General features: G+C 63.2%; 17 protein-coding genes and 4 pseudogenes. 16 read left to right on the top strand and 5 right to left on the bottom strand.

Annotated elements, in window-relative coordinates; genetic code table 11:
* Nucleotides 1-57: 57 nt before the first annotated feature.
* On the top strand, nt 58-477 hold the full coding sequence (gene arfB / locus IPK59_18025; protein MBK8160579.1) for an aminoacyl-tRNA hydrolase: 420 nt from the start codon (nt 58-60) through the stop codon (nt 475-477).
* On the opposite strand, the gene IPK59_18020 is transcribed toward arfB, so the two are convergent.
* Entirely contained in the window at nt 474-671 is a 198-nt protein-coding gene (locus tag IPK59_18020; protein MBK8160578.1) for a DUF3553 domain-containing protein, read from the bottom strand. The two genes, arfB and IPK59_18020, sit on opposite strands and share 4 nt — an antisense overlap.
* Before the next feature lie 26 nt (nt 672-697).
* Between IPK59_18020 and IPK59_18015 the strand changes: the two genes are divergently transcribed.
* From IPK59_18015 to IPK59_17985, 7 genes and pseudogenes are all read left to right on the top strand, one after another.
* The gene (locus tag IPK59_18015; GenBank protein ID MBK8160577.1) at nt 698-1,423 is read left to right on the top strand and encodes a histidine phosphotransferase; all 726 of its coding nucleotides are present in this window, start codon (nt 698-700) and stop codon (nt 1,421-1,423) included.
* Between the two features lie 88 nt (nt 1,424-1,511).
* Nucleotides 1,512-1,913: pseudogene (locus IPK59_18010) on the top strand (Hpt domain-containing protein).
* Nucleotides 1,914-2,270: 357 nt separating this feature from the next.
* Nucleotides 2,271-4,482: pseudogene (locus tag IPK59_18005) on the top strand (chemotaxis protein CheW).
* A gap of 5 nt (nt 4,483-4,487) precedes the next feature.
* A complete protein-coding gene (locus tag IPK59_18000) occupies nt 4,488-4,997 on the top strand; it encodes a chemotaxis protein CheW (protein ID MBK8160576.1) in 510 nt (169 codons plus the stop codon).
* A 312-nt stretch (nt 4,998-5,309) separates the two neighbouring features.
* Entirely contained in the window at nt 5,310-5,675 is a 366-nt protein-coding gene (locus tag IPK59_17995; GenBank protein ID MBK8160575.1) for a response regulator, read from the top strand.
* Between the two features lie 60 nt (nt 5,676-5,735).
* Entirely contained in the window at nt 5,736-6,899 is a 1,164-nt protein-coding gene (locus tag IPK59_17990; GenBank protein MBK8160574.1) for a chemotaxis response regulator protein-glutamate methylesterase, read from the top strand.
* An 11-nt stretch (nt 6,900-6,910) separates the two neighbouring features.
* Nucleotides 6,911-7,807, top strand: coding sequence for a protein-glutamate O-methyltransferase (locus IPK59_17985; GenBank protein ID MBK8160573.1), 897 nt, complete (start codon nt 6,911-6,913; stop codon nt 7,805-7,807).
* 202 nt (nt 7,808-8,009) lie between these two features.
* Here the strand turns inward: IPK59_17985 and IPK59_17980 are convergent.
* Nucleotides 8,010-8,681 (bottom strand): annotated as a pseudogene (locus IPK59_17980) (response regulator transcription factor).
* Nucleotides 8,682-8,926: 245 nt separating this feature from the next.
* Here IPK59_17980 and fliI point away from each other — a divergent pair.
* From fliI to IPK59_17940, 8 genes and pseudogenes are all read left to right on the top strand, one after another.
* Nucleotides 8,927-10,356: pseudogene (gene fliI / locus IPK59_17975) on the top strand (flagellar protein export ATPase FliI).
* Complete coding sequence (locus IPK59_17970; protein MBK8160572.1) at nt 10,353-10,847, top strand: hypothetical protein; 495 nt, start codon at nt 10,353-10,355, stop codon at nt 10,845-10,847. Before fliI ends, IPK59_17970 begins: the two are co-directional and overlap by 4 nt.
* Entirely contained in the window at nt 10,784-11,671 is an 888-nt protein-coding gene (gcvA, locus tag IPK59_17965; protein MBK8160571.1) for a transcriptional regulator GcvA, read from the top strand. Before IPK59_17970 ends, gcvA begins: the two co-directional genes overlap by 64 nt.
* 91 nt (nt 11,672-11,762) lie before the next feature.
* A complete protein-coding gene (locus IPK59_17960; protein MBK8160570.1) occupies nt 11,763-12,233 on the top strand; it encodes a RidA family protein in 471 nt (156 codons plus the stop codon).
* 44 nt (nt 12,234-12,277) lie between these two features.
* Nucleotides 12,278-13,465, top strand: a complete 1,188-nt coding sequence (locus IPK59_17955) for an aminotransferase class V-fold PLP-dependent enzyme (GenBank protein MBK8160569.1) — start codon at nt 12,278-12,280, stop codon at nt 13,463-13,465.
* A 25-nt stretch (nt 13,466-13,490) separates the two neighbouring features.
* On the top strand, nt 13,491-14,279 hold the full coding sequence (locus IPK59_17950; protein MBK8160568.1) for an SDR family oxidoreductase: 789 nt from the start codon (nt 13,491-13,493) through the stop codon (nt 14,277-14,279).
* A 1,163-nt stretch (nt 14,280-15,442) separates the two neighbouring features.
* Complete coding sequence (locus IPK59_17945) at nt 15,443-15,706, top strand: hypothetical protein (protein MBK8160567.1); 264 nt, start codon at nt 15,443-15,445, stop codon at nt 15,704-15,706.
* 391 nt (nt 15,707-16,097) lie between these two features.
* The gene (locus tag IPK59_17940; protein ID MBK8160566.1) at nt 16,098-16,556 is read left to right on the top strand and encodes a hypothetical protein; all 459 of its coding nucleotides are present in this window, start codon (nt 16,098-16,100) and stop codon (nt 16,554-16,556) included.
* Between the two features lie 155 nt (nt 16,557-16,711).
* Here IPK59_17940 and IPK59_17935 read toward each other — a convergent pair whose 3' ends face one another.
* From IPK59_17935 to IPK59_17925, 3 genes are read right to left on the bottom strand one after another with little or no spacing between them, the layout of a single operon-like run.
* Nucleotides 16,712-19,201, bottom strand: coding sequence for a hypothetical protein (locus IPK59_17935; GenBank protein MBK8160565.1), 2,490 nt, complete (start codon nt 19,199-19,201; stop codon nt 16,712-16,714).
* Complete coding sequence (locus IPK59_17930) at nt 19,198-19,998, bottom strand: P-loop NTPase (GenBank protein ID MBK8160564.1); 801 nt, start codon at nt 19,996-19,998, stop codon at nt 19,198-19,200. Before IPK59_17930 ends, IPK59_17935 begins: the two co-directional genes overlap by 4 nt.
* On the bottom strand, nt 19,995-21,008 hold the full coding sequence (locus IPK59_17925) for a GTP-binding protein (protein MBK8160563.1): 1,014 nt from the start codon (nt 21,006-21,008) through the stop codon (nt 19,995-19,997). Before IPK59_17925 ends, IPK59_17930 begins: the two co-directional genes overlap by 4 nt.
* Between the last annotated feature and the right edge of the window lie 10 nt (nt 21,009-21,018).

Genomic DNA, 21,018 nt, shown 5'->3' with positions numbered 1-21,018 from the left:
GTCGGTTTCCGGGGGATATTTGCACGTTTCCCGGGGATATTTGCTAGTTTGCGATCCATGATCGAGGTCACCAGCCGAATCCATCTCGACGAGCGCGAGATCAAGGAGAGTTTCATCCGTGCCTCGGGCCCGGGTGGGCAGAACGTCAACAAGGTCTCCTCGGCGGTCGAGCTCCGCTTCGACGCCCGCAACTCCCCCAATCTGCCGGAGGGGGTCAGGGAGCGGCTGATGAAGCTCGCCGGCCGCCGCCTGACGCTGGGCGGCGAGATCGTCATCACGGCACAGAGCCATCGCAGCCAGGAGATGAACCGGGCCGATGCGCTGGAGAAGCTGCTGGAGCTGATCCGCGCCGCCACCATCGTGCCCAAGGCAAGGCGCAAGACGAAGCCGACCAAGGCGTCACAGCAGAAGCGGATGGAGAGCAAGGCCAAGCGCGGCGGCGTCAAGCGCCTGCGCCAATCCCGACCGGATGACTAAAGATTATTCTCAGGCTCAGCTTCGACCAGGGTCACGGTGGCGAGGTCGAGGACGACCTTGCCGAGATGCTCAAAATTGACGGTGACGCGGCTGCCCAGCACAGTCTGGATGCGACCCAGGCCCCAATCCGGCTGGTTCGGGTTGCGCACGAAGCCGCCAGGGGCGAGAGTGGCGGGTATCAGAGATTCGCTCATCCTCAGAGCCTATACGGATCAGGCACATGAAAATAGACCTCGCCATTCTTGAACTCACGGTGTCGCGCTTCTGCCACGATCTCATCAGCCCGATCGGGGCGGTCAATAACGGCCTCGAATTGCTGGAGGATGAGCAGGATCCGGAGCTGGTGGCGGAAGCCCGGGCACTTGCCGCCCGATCCGCGCGGCGCGCCAGCATCCTGCTGCAGGCCTATCGTTGCGCGCTGGGCAATGCCGGCAACCAGGCGAGCTTCGGTTTCGGCGAGGCGATCAAGCTGGCGCGCGATTTCCTGGAAGGCGGGCGGGTGATCCTGGCAGGTGTCCCGGCGATGTCGCCGAGCGACCTGCCGACCGGTTTTCCCAAACTGCTGCTGGTCAGCGTCATCCTGATGTCGGAGACCCTGGCACGGGGTGGCGATTTGCTGCTGGTGGTCGATGGCGAAGGCCCGGGCGCCGGCTTCCGCCTGATCGCCGAGGGCCAGCAGATTGTGCTGGCGGAGGATTACAAGCCACTGCTCGCCGCCAATGCCAGCACAGCGACCCTCGATGCGCGCAATGTGCTGGCCTACCTCACCGGCCTGCTGGCCGCGCGTATCCGGGATGAAGATCGAGCTTGGCCAGAGCGGCCCCGGACGCCTGGAATTTCTGGCCAGCGCCCATGCCTGACGCCTGGTCGAAGATCGCCCACAGACCTGGATTGCGTAAATAAAACAGGATCTTGGAGAAGCGGCGCCAGCTTCACGCAATATTAATCCTTTTGGCCAAGGATTAGCTTCGCGAAATCGGCCGACCGGCTGAAGATTCGCTGGCCATATTGGCAAACGGAGTGGGGCAGGCGCCATGGACGATCTGTTAAGCGAGTTTCTGACCGAAACCAACGAGAACCTCGCCGTACTCGATGTCGAGCTCGTGAAGCTCGAACAAAATCCCAACGACATCGATTTGTTGTCGAACATCTTCCGACTGGTGCACACGGTGAAGGGCACCTGCGGCTTCCTCGGCCTGCCGCGACTGGAATCAGTCGCCCATGCCGGCGAAAACGTGCTCGGCAAGGTGCGCGACGGTGAACTGGTTGTCGATTCCGAAGCCGTCACCCTGATCCTGGCCTGCCTCGATCGCATCCGCACCATCATGGGCGATCTTGAGGCGACCGGCACGGAACCCGAGGGCGACGATTCGGTCCTCATCAAAAGCCTTAATGCTTTTGCAGAAGGCGGCAAGGCCGCGGCACCCGCTGCTGCCGCCCCGGCTCCTGCAGCCGCACCGGCAGCCGCCGCGAGCGCGCCAGCCGCTGCCCCGGCCAAGTCCGGCGCCACGATCTATGAACAGATCGGCATGGGCACGGTCGATGCCGTGGTCGAAGTCATGTTCATGCGCATCGTCGGCGATCTCCGGGTCAAGAGCATCTTCGAAGGAGAAAGCATCGATCACCTGCAAGGGCATATGCGCGAGTATCTCGCCAAGCTGTGCGGTGGTCCGGATTCCAACACACCCAACCCGCTCGCCGGCCGCGCCTTGTCGGACACCCAGTTCGACGCCTTCTGCGGCCACCTGCAGGCAGCACTCAACACGCTTGAAGTGCCGCAGCAGATCGCCGCGATGGTCATGGGAATGATCTATGCCGGCCGCGAGGAAGCAACCGGCAGCACTGCCACCGCCGCGCCCGCGGCCGAAGAAGCTGCGCCCGCACCAGCGCCGAAGCCCGCCAAGGCCGCGGCCGTGAAGAAGGAAGCCCCGGTCGACGGCGAGGCCAAGGAATCGGCCATTGCCAACCAGAGCATCCGCGTCAATGTCGAGCTGCTTGAAAACTTGATGACCATGGTCAGCGAACTGGTGCTGACCCGGAACCAGGTGCTGCAGATCCTCAGGAAGCACAAGGACAGCGAGTTCGCCGCCCCCTTGCAGCGCCTCAACCACGTGACCTCGGAACTGCAGGAAGGCGTCATGAAGACGCGCATGCAGCCCATCGGCAATGCTTGGGCCAAGCTGCCGCGTATCATTCGCGACCTCAGCCACGAACTGAAGAAGAAGATCGATCTGATCATGATCGGTCAGGATACCGAGCTTGATCGCCAGGTCCTTGAGATGATCAAGGATCCGCTCACCCACATGGTGCGCAACTCGGCCGATCATGCGATCGAAATCCCCGAGGAACGCCGCCGCGCCGGCAAAGCGGAAACCGGCAAGATCACCCTCAACGCCTATCACGAAGGCGGCCATATCATCATCGAAGTCAACGATGACGGTAAGGGTCTCGCCCTCGACAAGATCAAGGCGAAAATCATCCAGAACAACCTCGCTTCCGAGGCTGAACTGGAGAACATGTCGGATCAGCAGATCCAGCAATACATCTTCAAGGCCGGTTTCTCGACCGCCGCCAAGGTGACCTCGGTCTCGGGTCGCGGCGTCGGCATGGACGTGGTGCGCACCAACATCGAAAAGATCGGCGGCACCATCGAGCTCCGCTCGGTCGAAGGCAAGGGCACCAGCTTCTCGATCAAGATCCCGCTCACTCTCGCTATCGTTTCGGCGCTGGTGGTCGAATGCGCCGAGGAGCGTTTCGCCATTCCGCAGATCAGCGTCGTCGAACTGGTTCGCGCCAGCCCGACCGGCGAGCTGAAGGTCGAGCGCATCAACGACACGCCGGTCCTGCGCCTGCGGAACAAGCTGTTGCCGCTCGTTAGCTTGCGCGAGAAGCTGAAGCTGGAAGCCAAGACCGACCGCAGCAGCGACGATACCTTCATCGTCGTGACGCAGGTCGGTACCTATCAGTTCGGCATCATGGTCGACCGCGTGTTCGACACGGAAGAAATCGTGGTGAAGCCGGTGGCGCCGATCCTGCGCCATATCGAGGTCTTCTCGGGCAACACCATCCTTGGCGACGGTTCGGTCATCATGATCCTCGACCCCAATGGCATTGCCGCCACGTCGGGCCAGATCAGCATGGGCGATGCGGATGCCGCCGAGAAGCAGGCGATCAGGAGCCGCGCCCATGGCGACGAGGCCGTGCCGCTGCTGCTGTTCCGTGCCGGCCAGGGTGCGCCGAAGGCCGTGCCGCTGGCACTGGTGGCGCGCCTCGAGGAGATCGAACGCGGTTCCATCGAACGTTCCAACGATCGCCTGGTCGTGCAGTATCGCGGCCAGTTGATGCCGCTGGTGCCGCTTGAGGGTTATCCCGACCTCACCGCGACCGAAGGCCGCCAACCCGTGCTGGTGTTCTCGGACCGCGAACATTCGATGGGCCTGATGGTCGACGAGATCGTCGACATCGTCGAAGCCAAGCTCAATGTCGACCTCACGGCCGACACGCCGGGCCGCATCGGCAGCGCCATCATCGCGGGGCAGGCGACCGATATCATCGACACGGGCTTCTTCCTTGCCCAGGCCTTTGCGGATTGGTTCGCGCCGCGCCGATGCAACGGGCGCTGCCGTGAAGCGCGTGCTGATGGTCGATGACAGTGCCTTCTTCCGTAACTTGCTTGCGCCGCAGCTGACGGCGGCCGGTTTCTCTGTTACCGCGGTCGACAGCGGCGACAAGGCACTGGAACTTGCGGAAGCGGGCGAAGAGTTCGATCTCATCATCTCCGATATCGAAATGCCGGGGATGGACGGTTTTGCCTTCTGCGAAGCGGTCAAGAAGAGCGGCCGCTGGACGACAACGCCGATGATCGCCTTGTCGTCCCATGCGAGCCCCAAGGAACTGGCCAAGGGCCGTCATGTCGGGTTTGACGATTACGTCGCCAAATACGACCGCGAAGGCCTGGTCCACACGATCAACGAAGCCCTTTCCGAAGTGCGAGGTGCCGCATGAGCGGTATGAAGAACGGCGCCGACATCGATGTCGGCGCGACAAGCAGCTCCAGCACCAACAGCGGCGAGCAGCGCGATTACGTCACCATGTCGATCGGCGACCAGATGTTCGGCATTCCGGTGCTGACGGTGCAGGACGTCCTGGGGCCGCAGAATATTGCCCGCGTGCCGCTGGCACCGCCGGAAGTTGCCGGCAGTCTCAATCTGCGTGGCCGTATCGTGACGGCGATCGACGTCCGCCCGCGCCTTGGCCTTGCGACACGTGAAGGCGGCAAAGCGGCAATGTCGGTCGTGGTCGAACACGAAAACGAGCTTTACAGCCTGCTGGTCGACAGCGTCGGCGAAGTGCTGAGCCTGAATTCGCGCGACTATCAGCGCAACCCGCCAACGCTCAGCCCGCGCCTGCGGGAGTTCTCGGACGGTATCTATCGTCTCAACGGTTCCTTGCTGGTGGTTCTCAGCGTCGGATCGCTGCTTGATTTCGGCAATCGGTCTGGGTTGCCTGATCGACAGTAAAGGTCGGGTGGCAGGGTTTGCCGCCCGGGACGTTGGGTTGTTTCCTGGACGCTTCCCAGGGGTCGGTTTGGGGAGCGTCAGATGGGTGACGCGGTCAGGCGATTTGGGCGCGGTGGTTTAGGCGGGGGTAGAATCTCTTTCTGTAGAAGGAATTCGGCTAAAAAACCAGGTACGGCAATTGACGGACCCGGCCCAGGCTGACTATTGATAGAGAGATGGTTCGGGGCCGCAGTGACAGTTTGTACTGCCATCCCCACGCCAACAGGATTTTCTTGGTCGCAAGTGCATACGTTCGACGAACGGAGTTTCTGAATGAAGTCTTGCCTGGTCGTTGACGATTCGAAAGTCGTCCGCATGGTGGCCCGAAAGATCCTCGAGGGCCTGAATTTTCAGATCGTCGAAGCGGAGAACGGCAAGCTGGCCATGGAAGAATGCGCCAAGGCTATGCCGGACGCCATTCTGCTAGACTGGAACATGCCAGTCATGAGCGGCATCGACTTCTTGCGCCAGCTGCGCAAGATGGATGGCGGCCAGACGCCGATCGTCGTCTTCTGCACAACCGAGAACGACATCCAGCACATCCAGGAAGCGATCACGGCCGGCGCCAACGAATACATCATGAAGCCTTTTGACAGTGAGATCATCGAATCCAAGTTCTCCCAGGTCGGCTTGCTGTGATCGCCCTGCGTGCGGTGACTGTGGGCGCGCTGTGACGGCAGGCTGGGGTAGGTTCGCGGCATGACACCCTTCAAGGCAGCAGCGGTGAGCGCCAGTGGCGGCAAGGCAGGGCCTTACCGTGTGATGGTGGTTGACGATTCCGCTGTCATTCGCGGCCTGCTCACCCGCGCCCTCGAATCCGATCCGACCATCAAGGTAGTGACGACCGTCGGCAATGGACAATTGGCGATCGATGCGCTGGGCCGCCCAGATAACGACATCGAAGTGATTGTGCTCGATATCGAAATGCCGGTGATGGACGGCATCACGGCACTGCCGCGCCTGCTGCAGACGAAGCCCGGCGTTGCCGTCATCATGGCATCGACCCTGACATTGAAGGGTGCCTCGGTCTCGATGAAGGCGATGTCGCTTGGCGCATCCGACTATGTGCCTAAGCCGACCACGACGGGCGCCATTTCCGCCGCCACGGATTTCAAGGCGGACCTGGTCGAAAAGGTAAAATCCTGGGCCCAGGCAGGACGCCGCAAGCGCGGCATCGCGGCTCCCTCGGCCACCGCCGAGCCCGGCAGCGCGACGCCGACCGCGCCAAAGCGTCTTTACGGCGGCCAGCCGATCAAGTTGCGCGACATGCCACCTTTGCTGCGGCCGGATTGCCTGGCGATCGGTTCTTCGACCGGTGGACCGCAGGCGCTGTTCAAGGTGTTCCAGGCCATCGGCAAGATCACGCACCTGCCGGTCTTCGTGACCCAGCATATGCCGGCCACCTTCACCACCATCCTCGCCGAACATATCGGTCAGGCGGCAGGCATGCCGTCGGCCGAAGCCAAGGACGGGGAACCGGTGGTCCCTGGCCGCATCTATGTGGCGCCCGGCGATTTCCATATGATCGTCGAAGGCAATGCGACGCAGCGCGTCGTGCGCCTCAACAAGAATCCGCCTGAAAATTTCTGCCGCCCCGCGGTTGATCCGATGCTGCGTTCCATTGCAAAGGTTTATGGCAACAAGACTTTGTTTGTCATGCTTACGGGAATGGGGCAGGATGGAATGAAGGGGGCGACGGAGCTAACCAATGTCGGGGGAACGGTGATTGCTCAGGACGAACCAAGTTCCGTAGTCTGGGGCATGCCCGGTGCCGTGGCGACAGCCGGCCTGTGTTCCGCGGTTCTGCCGCTCGCGGATATCGGTCCGTTCGTCAAAAAGGCTATCACCCGCAGCGTGGCATGAGGCAAACGTCGATGACGATCACGGACTTCGACTTTATTTGCCAGATCCTGAAAACCAGGTCCGGCCTTCTGCTGACGAACGACAAGGCCTATCTGCTGGAAAGCCGGTTGCTGCCGGTCGCGCGCAAGTGGAAGCTCGCCACCTTCGACGATCTCGTGCGCCTCATCCGGACCAAGAATGATGAAGCGGTCATCCGCGACGTGGTCGAGGCGATGACCACGAATGAATCCTTCTTCTTCCGCGACACCAAGCCGTTCGATCAGTTCAAGCAGATCTGCCTGCCGGCGCTGATCAAGGCGCGCGCTTCGTCGAAATCGATCCGCATCTGGTCGGCCGCCTGCTCGTCGGGGCAGGAAGGCTATTCGCTGGCGATGATCCTTTCGGAAATGGGGGCGCAGCTTGCCGGCTGGAAGATCGAGATCGTTGGCACGGATCTTTCAGGCGAAATTCTGCAACGCGCCAAGGACGGTCTCTATTCGCAGTTCGAGGTGCAGCGCGGCCTCCCCATCCCCCTGCTGGTGAAGTATATCCAGCAGACGGGCGATCGCTGGAAAATCTCCGATGCGATCCGCTCCAAGGTGCAGTTCCGCGAATGGAACCTGCTCAACGATCCGTCTCCGCTGGGCAAGTTCGATATCGTGTTCTGCCGCAACGTGCTCATCTATTTCGACCAGCCGACCAAGACCAAGGTGCTGGCGGGCATCGCCAAGCAGATGCCGGAAGACGGCTATCTGTTCCTGGGCGGCGCGGAAACCGTGCTCGGAATTTCCGACAAGTTCCAGCTGCTCGCCGGCCAGCGCGGCATCTATGGCCTGACCGGCGGCATCAAGGCGCCGACCGCGTTCGGCACCCGGGGTGCAGCACCGCGGCGCCGCGGTAGTCAGCTTCCCCTTCATTTTGTTGCGTGAAGCGCCGACTATTTTCCGGCGATAGCCCCAGTGGCGTAGATTGAGCTCGACCTCCCCCCTGAAGGCGAGGGGAGACCGCCATCCCAGCAAGACATGATGCACCCAAAAGAAAATGCCCGGGATCGACCCGGGCATTTCCAGAACAGGGATGTTGAGGAAGTTTTACGCGCTCGGCGGTCTTCGCGGGGAGGGTGCTGTCTTCCGGGTCGCGCAGCACATAGCCACGGCCCCACACGGTCTCGATGTAATTGTCGCCGCCGGTTGCCGTGCTGAGCTTCTTCCGGAGCTTGCAGACGAAGACGTCGATGATCTTCAGTTCCGGCTCGTCCATGCCACCATAGAGGTGGTTGAGAAACATTTCCTTGGTGAGGGTCGTGCCCTTGCGCAAGGACAGCAGCTCAAGGATGCCGTATTCCTTGCCGGTGAGATGCAGCGGCTGGCTCTCGACCTCGACGGTGCGGGTGTCGAGATTGACGGTGAGGCGGCCGGTCTTGATGATCGAATCCGAATGGCCCTTGGAGCGGCGCACGATCGCCTGAAGTCTCGCGATCAGTTCGCGGCGGTCGAAGGGTTTCGTCAGGTAATCATCAGCACCAAAGCCCAAACCCTTGATCTTGCTGTCGAGCTCGGAGAGCCCGGAGAGAATCAGGATGGGTGTGTTGATGCGCGCGGCGCGCAGGCGGCGCAGCACTTCATAGCCGTCGATATCCGGCAACATCAGATCCAGGATGATGATGTCATAATCGTAGAGCTTGCCGATTTCCAATCCGTCTTCGCCGAGATTGGTGGTGTCGACAATATAGCCCTCGGCTTTCAGCATCAGCTCGATGCTTTGGGCGGTGTTGGAATCGTCTTCGACGACTAGCACGCGCATGGCAAGGACCTCATTCGGTTCTCGACCGCAGCCGATTGATGTGTGAATCTTAACCATCAATTACAGCTTATGTAAAGCGCTTGGCGTTAACTTTGAAGAAGTAGTGAAGGATTGTCAGTCAGGAATTTCAGCCTAAAGTCCTGCAAGAACAGGCTGTTAACGAATTTTTCGCGCCTAAAGCGGGCATAAAGACTGTCTTAACCACTTATTTAATCACCGGGCGCTAGTCTATCCTGCCGCTGCAGATGGCCCATTTCGGCGGCGCAACAGTGAGGAAGTCCGATCCGTTGAGCGTTCAGTTGCACGAATTCGACGCCTTCCACCGTGAACTCGCGCGCGTGCCTCTGACGCGCATCTATGGCCGTGTCGCGGCCGTGGTCGGGATGCTGGTGGAAATCAGCGGCATGGAAAGCGCGCTCTCGATCGGCGCGCGCTGCGCGCTGGTTGATCGCAACGACCGCCATGTGCCGTGCGAGATCGTCGGCTTCCGCGAGGGCCTGACTCTCGCCATGACCTATGGCTCGCTCGAAGGGGTTGGCTTGGGGAGCAAGGTGGTGCTGGTGGATGGCGAACCGGTGGTGCGCCCGACCCGCGCCTGGCTCGGGCGCGTGGTGAATGCATTCGGCGAACCCATCGACGGCAAGGGACCGCTGCCGCAGGGGATCGAGCCCTGCCGCATCCGCAACCAGCCGCCGCCCGCCCATACGCGCATGCGGGTGGGTGCCAAGATCGATCTCGGCATCAAGGCCATCAACACCTTCACCAGCGTGTGCCAGGGCCAGCGGCTCGGCATCTTCGCCGCCTCCGGCATCGGCAAGTCGGTCCTGATGTCGATGATGGCGCGCTATACGTCGCTTGATGTCAATGTCATCGGCCTGATCGGCGAACGTGGCCGCGAGGTGCAGGAATTCATCGAGGACGAATTGGGGCCGGAAGGGCTGGCGCGCAGCGTCGTGGTGGTGGCGACCTCGGATGAATCGCCCTTGCTGCGGCGCCAGGCGGCGCAGATGACGATGGCGCTCGCAGAATATTTCCGCGACCAAGGCGAGAACGTGCTGTGCCTGATGGATTCCGTCACCCGCTTTGCCATGGCGATGCGCGAAATCGGGCTGTCGATCGGCGAGCCGCCGGCTTCCAAGGGCTATACACCCTCGGTCTTTGCCGAACTGCCGCGGTTGCTGGAGCGGGCAGGGCCGGGCGTTGCTGGCTCAGGCTCGATCACCGGCCTGTTCACCGTGCTGGTCGAGGGCGACGATCACAACGAGCCCATCGCGGATGCCTGCCGTGGCATTCTCGACGGGCATATCGTGCTGGGAGCGCTCGATCGCCGAGCGCGGGCGCTATCCGGCGGTCAATATCCTGCGCTCGCTCTCGCGCACCATGCCGGGCTGCAACAGCGAGTTCCAGAACCGGATCGTGCGCGAGGCGCGGCGGCACATGTCGACCTATGAGGACATGGCGGAACTCATCCGGCTCGGCGCCTATCGCCGCGGTACGGACCCGGCGGTCGACCAGGCTATCCAGCTCTATCCGGAGATCGAGAAATTCCTCCGGCCAGCAGCGCGGCGAGCAGTCGGACCTCGCCAGCGGCTATGCGCAGCTTGCCGCGATCCTCGGCATGGTCGATGACACGCCCCGGCCGGCGGCGGCAGCGGAAGAGGTCGCTGAGTCATGAACGGCCTCAACCAGCTCCTCAGGTTGCAGAGATGGACGCTGGACGAGAAGCGGCGCCAGGCGGCTGATCTGATGGCGCTCATCGAGCGGCTGCAGGGCGATATTGCAAGGCTCGACGAGGATGTGGCGCGCGAGATCGAGGTGGCGCGCAGCAATCTCGAAGCCAGCCGGCACCTGCCGCCCTACCGCGAGATGATGGGCAAGCGCCGTGAGCGGCTGGAACAATCGGTGGCCGACGTTAATCTGGAGCTGGAGCGGGTGCGCGACGAAATCGCAGAGACTTTCGGCGACATCAAGAAGACCGAGCAGACGATCGAGAACCGGCTTGAGCGCAAGCGCCAGGCGATGGCCAGGCGCGAGCAGATCGAGACCGACGAGATGGGCCTGAGCAGCACCGCCGCAAGGCGAAGCGCGACAGCTAGCAACACGTGGCCCGCGAACTCCCGAACCTGCTGGCCCTACGCGCCTTTGAAGCTGCCGGCCGGCATCTGAGCTTCACCCGCGCCGCCGAAGAGTTGTCCCTGACCCAAGGCGCCATCAGCCGCCACGTGCGCGGGCTCGAGGATGAGCTGGGCGTCAAGCTGTTCCACCGCCGCGTTCGCAGCCTCGAACTCACCGTGCCGGGTGCGGCCTATCTTGGGACCGTCCGGCAGGCGTTCGACCTCCTGGCGTCGGGCAGCCGGCAGATCCGCGAATCGCGGGCTGAACGGCGCCTCAAGGTCGCCCTCACGGCCTCGTTCGCGGCCAACTGGCTGCTGCCGCGACTTGCGCGGTTCACCGCAGCACATCCGGAGATCGGCATCGATTTTGAGCCGGGGGTGCAGATCATCGATCTTTCGGCCGAAGGCATCGATGCGGCGATCCGCTATGGCAGCGGCAACTGGCCGGGTCTCGATGCCACCGCCCTGATGCCGGAAGAAGTGTTCCCAGTGTGCAGCCCGGCCCTGCTTGCCAAGGGCCCACCGCTTAACGTGGTGGCGGACCTCGCGCAGCACAATCTGCTGCTCTCGGGACCGCGCTCCGATTGGGAGGATTGGGCGGCTTCGGCCGGCCTCGATCTCAAATCGGTGCCGCGCCAGACGATGCTTTACGATTACAATCTGGTCCTGCAGGCGGCCCTCGACGGCATGGGGGTGGCGCTCGGCCGCCGCATCCTGGTCGAGGAGCGGCTCCGATCAGGCGAGCTGGTGCAGCCGCTGGCGCAGACCCTGCGCAATGCGATGGGCTATTACCTGGTGACCCTGCCGGCACGGCGCGGCGATCAGGCGATCGACGCGTTTCGCACCTGGCTCCTCGCCGAAGCAGGCGATGCATGAGTCTCACTCACCGACCCACGGCCAAAGACTGATTTGTCGGGCTGATCTTCGCCCCCTAGCGTGCCCTTCGTTCTGACAACGGAGGAAGCTCATGGCTGATCAATATCTGGCGCGTCTCAAGGAACTGGGGTTCGACCTGCCACCGGCCGGCGGCAGCGGCGGCAATTACGTGCCCAGCCGGCGCACCGGCAACCTGCTCTATATCTCCGGCCAGATCTCCGCCATCGGCGATGAGATCACCTATGCCGGCAAGCTCGGCGCCGAGGTCACGGTGGCCGAGGGCAGGAAGGCCGCGGAACTCTCTGCGCTCAATCTGGTGGCGCAGTTGAGCCATGCGCTGGGCGGCAATCTCGACCGGCTGAAGGCCTGCGTGCGCCTGGGTGGCTTTGTCAATTGTACCCCAGGCTTCGATCAGCAATCGGAGGTGATGAACGGTGCGTCGGATTTGATGGTGGCCCTGTTCGGCGAGCGCGGCCGCCATGCGCGCACCTCGATCGGCGTCGCCAATCTGCCGGTCAATGCGGCGGTCGAAGTTGACGGTATCTTCGAGATCGCCGATTGATCGACGGCAATTGTGCTGATGAGGGGAGATGCATGATCATGGCGATGGATATTGACCGGCTGCGCGCCGAGACGCCGGGCTGCGAGCTGGTGCGGCATTTCAACAATGCCGGCGGGTCGCTGCCACCGCGCGCCGTGCTGGAGGCGGTCATCTCCCACCTGCAACGCGAAGCCCTGCAGGGGCCGGTCGAAGCCGGACTTGCCGCCACGGCGGCGATCGACGATTCTTACGCCGCGGCGGCCCAGATGTTGAACTGCCAGCCCCATGAGATCGCCAGCCCCGAGAGCGGCTCGCGCGCCTGGAGCCTGGCGTTCAGCCATTTTGCCCTGGGCAATGGCAGGTTCCGCGCCGGGGACCGCATCCTCACTTCCGCCAGCGAATGGGCCGGCAATTACATCGCCCTGCTGGATGCGGCACGCGCGGCGGGTGCAGCCGTTGAGCTTATCCCGACCGGCCCGGATGGCACGCCTGATATCGCGGCGCTGCGGACCCTGATCGACGATCGGGTCCGGTTGATCGCGCTCACCCATGTGGCGGCAAATGGCGGCATGGTCAATCCGGCGGCGGAGGTGGGTGCCATCGCGCGCGCGGCCGGCATTCCGTTCCTGCTGGATGCCGCGCAATCGGTCGGGCAGATGAAGGTCGATGTCGCGGCGATCGGCTGCGACATGCTGACGGCGCCCGGCCGGAAATTCCTGCGCGGCCCGCGCGGCACGGGCCTCGTTTACATCCGTCCATCGCTGCTGGAGAAGATGCGGCCGGTGCTGGTCGACAATTCCTGCGGCACGATGTCGGAGAGCGGCGAGATCGTCTTTGCCCGGGATGCGAGGATGCTGGAGACAAACGAGAATGCGCGCGCCCTCAAGCTTGGCCTGGGCGTTGCCATCCGCTATGCGCTGGCGCTGGGGTTGGACGCGATCGAGGCGCGCATCACGGAGCTGGCGGCCACGCTGCGGCGCCAGCTGGCGGGCATCGACCGCGTGACCCTGCGCGATCAGGGCCGGCGCCAATCCGGCATCGTGTCCTTCACGGTCGAGGGATTGACGGCGCTCGACGTGCGCAACCGGCTCCATGGCCGGCAGTTCAACATTTCGGTCGGTGGTGCCGCCTACACGCCGCTCGACATGAAGGCGCGTGGCCTTGCCGAAATCCTGCGCGCCTCGGTCCATGTCTACAACACCGAGCAGGAAATCGACGCGCTGTGCGAAGAGCTGCGCGACATCGTGCGGTAACACGGTTTCTGAAGGGACAAGGACGATGGATCTCGGATTAGGCAGGCGCAACGCGCTGGTCGTGGGCGGCAGCAAGGGCTTGGGGCAGGGTGTTGCCGAGGCGTTGGCCGGCGAGGGCGTGTCGGTCGCCTTGCTGGCACGCGATCCCGCCGCCTTGAAGGCGGCCACAAAGGCGATCAACGGCCGGAAGCAGGGGCGCGCCGTGGCACTTATTGCCGACCTTGCTGATCCCGCCGCCATCGCCGAGGCCGTTGCCAAGGCGCAGGCGCAATTGGGGCCGATCGACATTCTCATCAACAATTGCGGCGGGCCGCCGCCGGTGACGGCGGCCGATGCCGACGCCGCCTTGTGGCAGGCGCAGTTCCAGCAGATGGTTCTCTCGACCTTCCAACTGACGGATTTGCTGCTGCCCGCGATGCGGCAACGTGGCTGGGGCCGCATCGTCAACATTGCCTCGACCAGCGTTGTTGAGCCGATCGCGGAATTGGCCATCTCGAACGGCCTGCGAGGCTTGATCGCCGGCTGGTCGAAGACATTGGCGGGCGAAGTGGCGGGCGAGGGTGTCACCGTCAACATGCTGTTGCCGGGAAGTTTTGCCACAGCCCGGACGATCTCGATCAACCGCCGCCAGGCCGAACGCGAAGGGATCGCGGAAGCGGTGGTGGCACAATCGGCGGCGGCCTCCATTCCGGTCGGTCGCTATGGCGACCCCGCCGAGTTCGGCGCCGCCGCGGCGTTCCTGTGCAGCAAGGCGGCCGCCTATGTGACGGGCAGCATGATGCGGGTGGATGGGGGTGCGTCGCGGAGTTTGTAGGGGGTTCTGCGCCGTCTGCTGCTCCTCCCACCTTCAGGGGGGAGGTCGGGTGGGGGGCGGTCCGGTTCCGCTTTCACAAAGCCATTACCCGCACCCCCGCCTAGCCTCCGCCTGAAAGGGGGCGAACGAACTTGCCGCCTTCATCCCCGGCTATGTCGATCCTCGTCGTGGTCGTTGTGCGGCCTCCCGGCCGGCAGCGGTGTCGCGCGGCGGCCGCGAATAAACTCACTCTGACCCCCACCCCTTCACGATGCGGCAGAATGCTAGCGTGATGGTTGTTCCCGTGATAGTATTAGTTGCGCAATTGGATCGTTGGGGAGTCAGAATCATGCTGCGCTGCGGACTGATTGCAACGATGTTATTGATCGTGGGGTGCGCTGCACCAAGCAACAACCCTGCAAATGAAGCATTCGCCACAGCCTGCACGATTTCAACTACACCTAGTCCAGTTGATGTTTTGGGAAAGGGCGAGGAAGCGACATGGCTTTGTCCTGCCCTGGGCGCGGGAAAATACCGGATAAACGCGCTGGTAGTGCCTCGCGGGATTCTACGACTCCGTCGATGCGGCAGCGGGGACCTTTACAAAGTCTGGTATCAGCTAGCTGTCGTGCATAGTGCTGGAAGTAACTCACAGACAATCATTCTTCCTCATTTTAGACCGGCAGTTGAGTTCGTGCATGTTCCAAGCGTAGGGGCTCCGAACGAACTGAACACCTTTCGCTCGATACAAATAGTGAGGGACCTTCCTGCTGGCACCCCTCATTTCTCACTCATAATCGGTTCTATCGTGGAAAACGACTGCTCCAGTTCTCCTGATCAAGCAGATGGCAGAGTACGTATTCCCGCTGATGTACAGCTTTCTATCATCCGTTATCCCTGATCGTGATTACAATCCCGCAGGCGCAAGTGGGATCGATCGACTTCCGTTGCAACAACCGCGCCAGCCTTAAGGTTGGCGATAACATGCGCGCCATCGAAGCCATCAAAGGCGCCGAAGGCAAGCGCCTGACCTATCGGCGGACTAACCAAGCCAGTTAACTGGCGTCAGGCCAAGCCACAGATGGATAAAAGGGGAGGGGTTAGCCTTTCCCGTCGCACTACTGGACTTCCGCAACCTTTTGTGGAATCGATTGCTCCTCAGCACCCTAAGGTGGAGGCTACCAATGGGCCTGTTTATGGTCTCGTATGATCTAATAAAGAACAAAGATTATAAGAAGCTGCTGACAGAAATAGGCCGCATGAACAGCCGCAAGGCGCTTGCTTCTTTGTATTTGATGAATGTGGACGGAACGGGCAAGGATCTCAAAGATCATCTCGCCCAGTACATCGACGACGACGATAAGTTAATGGTTATCGAATTTACTAAGCGCCCAAATTTCACAAAAGCTAACGATGGGACGAATAAGTGGCTGGACGAAAATCTCTAATCCCCGTTGTCCATCTGGCCTCGCCGCCGCCTTACGCCATAGGGCAGACCATTTACGCTGAAAGTCATTCTGAACAATCAGGCAATCGCGCTGAACACTGCTGTTCGCATCGCGTCACCTCCATGGATAGAAGCCCGCTATTTCGCGGGCTTCTTAGTTTTCGCTTTGGCCTTCGGCTTTTCCTTCGCATCGTGCGGCTTATGCGGCGTGTTGAGCATCCGCTTTAGAATCTGGAGCCAGCCATGAATACACCCCGGACAAAATCACCGACCCGTTACCGCGCGAAGATCGTGCCGACAAAAGATGGCCCTTCGCGTTCCGGCATCTGGAACGATCAATTCACTAATATACTGGGACAGATTATAACCTTCTGGCCCCATATCGAAGAAAAATGGTCATAGTTTTTGGTGACTTAATCGGCGTCGAAGATGAGTCGTCTGCCAGACTGATCTTCCGAAGTATCATCAATCAGAAGGCACGCATTCAGATAATGACGGCAATGTTAGAGAAGGCTCCGCAGCACGCCGACCGCACGATATTCTTTGATGAGCTGATCAAGGAATACAAGGACCTGAACGGAATTCGCAACGCCTACGCTCATGGACTTTGGTACACGCATGATGACGGCGAAACCATCTACTTAGAAGCCGAGACGGAATACCACAGCTTCCTGAACAAGACAGAAGTGACGCTCAAAGAGCTTCTCGGTGTCCTGAAGCGCTACGAGATACTTCAGGGCAAGCTGCTTGATCGGAGGCGCGCCCTAATGCTGGCGAAAGCCCTGAAAGCATCGCCTCCCAGCAAAGAACAGCAGCCATCTCCACATCGTAAAGGGGCACGTAAGGATTAATACGCGCGAATAACTCGAGCACCCACCTCATTCATCGCAGGGATAGCTTCAATCCCACAAATAGCGTCAGCCTGTCGCTTATTCGCATGGGCCGATTCCTTGTTCAGCCCGGTATACAATTCCACCTGACGAGGCGAGGGGAATGAGGGGTCTCCCTAGACCATCACCGTCGGTGTGCCGCGCTTCAGGTCGTCGAGGGGGATGACCGGGAATTCGTCGACGGTCTGGAAGGCGATGCTGCCGGAAAAGCCGGTGAGGCCGCGGGCTTCTTCGTAGATCGCTTCGATCTCGCGGCGCATGCGGTCGGTGAGGCGGGTGCGGCTGCGGATCATGAGATCAAAACGCTGCTGGCGCATCAACCCGTCGAGCTGGAAAGGCCCAAGCCGGGAAAAATCCGCCTCGACCACAAAGCGCGTGCCGGTGCCGCCGCCGGGACGGTCGGCGCCTTCGTCCTTCTTCGGGTGGCGGTAGAAGAGATTGATCTGGGTGACGCGGCCCTGATCGTCGATCACCGGCAGGAACAAGGCGCGCCAATCGACTTCCGGCCGGTCCTGGGCAAGGGCCGAGAGTTGGGCGAACTCGCCCTTGAGGCGGCGCACCATTTCCTCGCGCTCGGGCCCGGCGCCCTTGCTGGTGAAGAGCGGTCCCAGCAGCTTGCCAAGATCGCTAGCACGCAGGGCCGCCATCGCATTCATCATGCCGGCGCCGAGTTTGTTGCCGGCCTGAGGCAGCAGGCCCAGAGCCTGGCGCGCGATCTCGGGATCGACACCGCCGGGCTGGCCGGGATGCGCGGCCGTACCGCGGAAGATCGCGATCAGTTCAGCGAGGGTCGGCCAGCCTTGCGCCAGGGTGAGCAGCGCCTGCTGCGGTGTCTGCACGATGGGCGCTGCGATGGCGGCCGGTGGAGGTGCGGTTTCCAGCGTGTCGATGCTGAGCGCCAGCCGCGCCCCCAGGGGCAGGCTGGAGCGGTCCTGCAGCATGATGTCGCCGATGGGCGTGTGGATGACAGCGTGGCCCGCGGGCGTGATCGCCACGACCCGGCCGAAGATTACCTGGCCGTTTCCGTCCGGATCCTGGGCGATGGGGTCGATCTCGATCTGCTGATGGGCCTGCATCTGCACGGCAAGGACGCGCAGCTTCAACTCGGCGCCGAGAGGCAGGGGCAAGGCCGGATGCTTGGCGCTGATCGGCTGCTGCGGCGATTGCACCTCGTCGGTGGCGGCGTGCTGGCTGTGCTCGGCCGTGGCGCTGGCACTGGCGAAGAGGGCGAGAATGCGCAGCCTGGTGTCGGCACTGAGGGCGGAGTTCGCCGGAATCTGCTGCGGGCTGGTGGAGGTCGTTGCCGCCGCCTGTGCCGCGCCGGTCGCGGCGGGCGGCATGTGGGCCGTGGATTGTCCCAGCGGCGCCATGTTGGGCAGCGCCGCCGCGCCGGCGCGCGGCGTTGCCGCGGTGGCGGTGGTCGTGGGCGGCCGGTCCTTCTTTTCCGCCATGGCGGCGATGAGGGCTGCCTGGGTGGTGGCAAGATTGGGGATCGCCGATGGACCGGGCACGTTGGGCAAAACGATGCCCGGCGGCACTGGCGGCTGGCCTTGCGGCGGTGAGGTCACGGGAGCCGTGACCGTCGTGGTGGTCGCCGGTGCGGTCCCCGGCTGTGTCACTGCTGGTGGCGTCGCCGCCGGCTGTGTGGTTGCCGGTAGTGTTGTTGTTGGCGGTGTGGCCGGTTGCGTCGGGACCTGGGGCGCGGCGCTGGCGGTGGTTGGCGGCAGAGGTGTCGGCGGTGGCGATTGCGGTGCCGGTTGCGCCGGTGCGGGCGTGCCGGCCTGTGGTGGTTGGGCCTGTGGGGATTGGGCCTGAGGTGGTTGGGCCTGCGGTGGTTGGGCCTGTGGGGATTGGGCCTGAGGTGGCAGAGGTTGTGGCGGCAATGGTTGTGGTGCCGGTGCTTGCGGCGGCTGCACTTGCGGCGGCTGCGCTTGCGGTGCCTGGGCTTGCGGTGCCTGGGCTTGCGGTGCCTGTGCTTGCGATGACTGTGCTTGCGGTGCCGGTGCTTGTGATGGCTGGGCTTGTGATGGCTGTGCTTGCGGTGCCTCGGCTTGCAGCGCCTGGACTTGCAGCGCCTGAGGGGGTGGTGCGTGAACGACGACGGCGCGCAGGCTGGAGCCAGCCACCTGGATGCTCGGTGGATCGGCGCGCGGCGTCACAGCCGGCGGTGTCGCCTGCTGACCGCTCGCTCGCGCCTCGCTGCCATGGCCGCCGCCGCCCGGCGGATACGGGCCGGTGGGCATGGCCTGCGTGCCCTGGCCGGACGCCGATGTCTGCTGTGGCTGGGTCTGCGGTTGATGCTGGGCGGCATCGTTGGCGAGGATCAGCACCTGCAACCGATCGCCGGTCGGGCGCACTTCGAGCGTTACCTGGGTGCCGACCGGCAGGGTGACGTTGCTCGCGACCCGGATGGTGCCCTTGTCGGTGGCGATCGCGGTGAGGCCGTCGCTCTCGCGCCCCAGCACCACGCCCTTGATGATCGTGCCGGGGTCGAGCAGGCGGAAGCCGCGCGGCGGATCAGGAACCGTGCCCATCACCGCGCTGGTGCCGACCGGACCGGAGGGTCCGATGAAGCGGCCACCAAGCGGGTTGAGGAAGTCGCTCATGTGAGCGCGATGAGCGGGATCTGGCCGGCCAGGGCCTCAACATCCTGGGCGGCGATCGCCCCTGGATGGCGGGTGAGCAAGGGTGTCTGCGCGCGGATCGCATCCTTGACCTTGGGGTCGCGGCGGATGATGCCGAGCAGCGGCGGGTTGAGCTTGAGGAAGTTCTGGCAGGCCTTGGACAGGGTCGCATAGGTCTGCTGGCCGGCCGCCATATCCTGCGCCGAATTGACGACGATGCCGATCCTGGAGGGCGCCTGGTCCGCGGTCAGCATCTTGATGAGCGCGTAAGCATCAGTGAGCGTGGTGGGCTCGTCATTGATGACGACGATGATGGTGGCGCAAAGTGCTGCCAGCGAGCGCACCGGGCGGTCGATGCCGGCGCCAAGATCGACGATGATCCGGTCGTAACCCACCGCCACATCGCGCAGCCCCGCCGTCAGGATGGCGAGGCGGTGCGCCGGCATGTTGGCAAGGCCGCCCGACCCGGAGCGGCCGGCAATGACGTCGAAGCCGGCGGGGACCTGGGTCGCCGCTCGCGCCAGGGGCCATTGCCGTTCAAGCGCCGTGCCGAGATCGATGGCGGGCGTCAGGCCCATCTGGATGTCGACATTGGCAAGACCCAGATCGCCGTCGAACAGCATGACGCGTTCGCCGTTCCGGGCCAGTGCCTGGGCCAGCGAAATGGCGAGCCAGGTCTTGCCGACCCCGCCCTTGCCCGACGCGATGGCGATGGCGCCGCTGATCACGCCGGCGTCCGGCTTGGCCGCGGCAATTCCAGTCTGACCCGCTTCGCTCATAGCCACGTTCCACTCGCCCTGGTTTCGTTGGTCCTGATGTCATCCTCGCTGCGCGCTAGGTCGTGCACCGCCAATCTCGGCCCGGCCGTTGTCTCCAGCAGCCAGTCGGCGAGACGATCGGCGCCGGCGATCTCCAGCCCGTTGGCGATTTCCGGCGAGGTGCCGAATTCGGCAAAGGCCAGGCGACCGCTTTCAGCCGCGGCCAGGATACCACCGTAGCGCCGCGCGGCGTCAATCCGGGTCGGAATGAGGCGCTGCGCACCGGCTTCGGTGAAGAGCTGGCCGAGTTCGCCGGATTCGACCGGGCAACCGCCTGCGGCCATGACCAGCACCATCTCGGCCTTTACGGATTGGGCGAGGGCCGAGACATGAGCGAGGTCGTCGGCATCCAGCGGATTGCAGCCGACCGTATCGATGATGACGAAGGCGCCGGGCGGCGCCTGGTCGACGGCGCGCTTCAGGGTCGCCGCATCCTTGGCGCGAAAGGCCGGTATCTGCAGGGCCTTGGCATAGGTGCCCAATTGTTCGATGGCGCCGGCCTTCACCACATCGCAGGTGATGGCGATGGCGGGCCATCTGCGCAGCTTGGCCCGCGCCAGCAGCTTGGCGAGCGTCGCGGTCTTGCCGGCACCGGGCAGGCCCACCAGCATGATCGGCCTGGTCGGTTGCCGGTCGGTCAGCGCCTGCACCGGGAAGCGCGCGCGCAAGGCGGAAGCCAGCGCCTGGTGCGGACTGTCGAGCAGCACATTGGCCGCCTGGTGGGTGAGCCGCTCGGCCAGGGCAGGTGCCACGCGGTGGAAGTCAAGCGCCTGGGCGATGGCGTCGAGCGGGTCCTGGGAGGTGTTGGGTCGCGGTTGGGCAAGGATCGCATCGCGGTCGAGGGCAGCTGTGATCTTGAACGCACGGCCGATCTGTTCGGTGTTGAGGATGACCGCGTCGGGGCCAAGCTCGGCCTTCACCAACGCCATGGCATCCTTGATGCTGGGCGCGTTGAAGCTGCGCAGGCGCATGTCAGGGGTT

The sequence above is a fragment of the Rhodospirillaceae bacterium genome (assembly GCA_016712715.1).
Classification (GTDB): Bacteria; Pseudomonadota; Alphaproteobacteria; order Dongiales; family Dongiaceae; genus Dongia.
Note: the sequence above shows the minus strand (reverse complement) of the source record. Positions and strands in the feature narration are given on the sequence as shown.

Excerpts from the sequence above, each read along its gene's own strand:
- arfB (MBK8160579.1), top strand. The coding sequence starts at position 58 with ATGATCGAGGTCACCAGCCGAATCCATCTCGACGAGCGCGAGATCAAG.
- IPK59_18020 (MBK8160578.1), bottom strand. The coding sequence starts at position 671 with ATGAGCGAATCTCTGATACCCGCCACTCTCGCCCCTGGCGGCTTCGTG.
- IPK59_18015 (MBK8160577.1), top strand. The coding sequence starts at position 698 with ATGAAAATAGACCTCGCCATTCTTGAACTCACGGTGTCGCGCTTCTGC.
- IPK59_18000 (MBK8160576.1), top strand. The coding sequence starts at position 4,488 with ATGAAGAACGGCGCCGACATCGATGTCGGCGCGACAAGCAGCTCCAGC.
- IPK59_17995 (MBK8160575.1), top strand. The coding sequence starts at position 5,310 with ATGAAGTCTTGCCTGGTCGTTGACGATTCGAAAGTCGTCCGCATGGTG.
- IPK59_17990 (MBK8160574.1), top strand. The coding sequence starts at position 5,736 with ATGACACCCTTCAAGGCAGCAGCGGTGAGCGCCAGTGGCGGCAAGGCA.
- IPK59_17985 (MBK8160573.1), top strand. The coding sequence starts at position 6,911 with ATGACGATCACGGACTTCGACTTTATTTGCCAGATCCTGAAAACCAGG.
- IPK59_17970 (MBK8160572.1), top strand. The coding sequence starts at position 10,353 with ATGAACGGCCTCAACCAGCTCCTCAGGTTGCAGAGATGGACGCTGGAC.
- IPK59_17960 (MBK8160570.1), top strand. The coding sequence starts at position 11,763 with ATGGCTGATCAATATCTGGCGCGTCTCAAGGAACTGGGGTTCGACCTG.
- IPK59_17955 (MBK8160569.1), top strand. The coding sequence starts at position 12,278 with ATGGATATTGACCGGCTGCGCGCCGAGACGCCGGGCTGCGAGCTGGTG.
- IPK59_17950 (MBK8160568.1), top strand. The coding sequence starts at position 13,491 with ATGGATCTCGGATTAGGCAGGCGCAACGCGCTGGTCGTGGGCGGCAGC.
- IPK59_17945 (MBK8160567.1), top strand. The coding sequence starts at position 15,443 with ATGGGCCTGTTTATGGTCTCGTATGATCTAATAAAGAACAAAGATTAT.
- IPK59_17940 (MBK8160566.1), top strand. The coding sequence starts at position 16,098 with ATGGTCATAGTTTTTGGTGACTTAATCGGCGTCGAAGATGAGTCGTCT.
- IPK59_17935 (MBK8160565.1), bottom strand. The coding sequence starts at position 19,201 with ATGAGCGACTTCCTCAACCCGCTTGGTGGCCGCTTCATCGGACCCTCC.
- IPK59_17930 (MBK8160564.1), bottom strand. The coding sequence starts at position 19,998 with ATGAGCGAAGCGGGTCAGACTGGAATTGCCGCGGCCAAGCCGGACGCC.
- IPK59_17925 (MBK8160563.1), bottom strand. The coding sequence starts at position 21,008 with ATGCGCCTGCGCAGCTTCAACGCGCCCAGCATCAAGGATGCCATGGCG.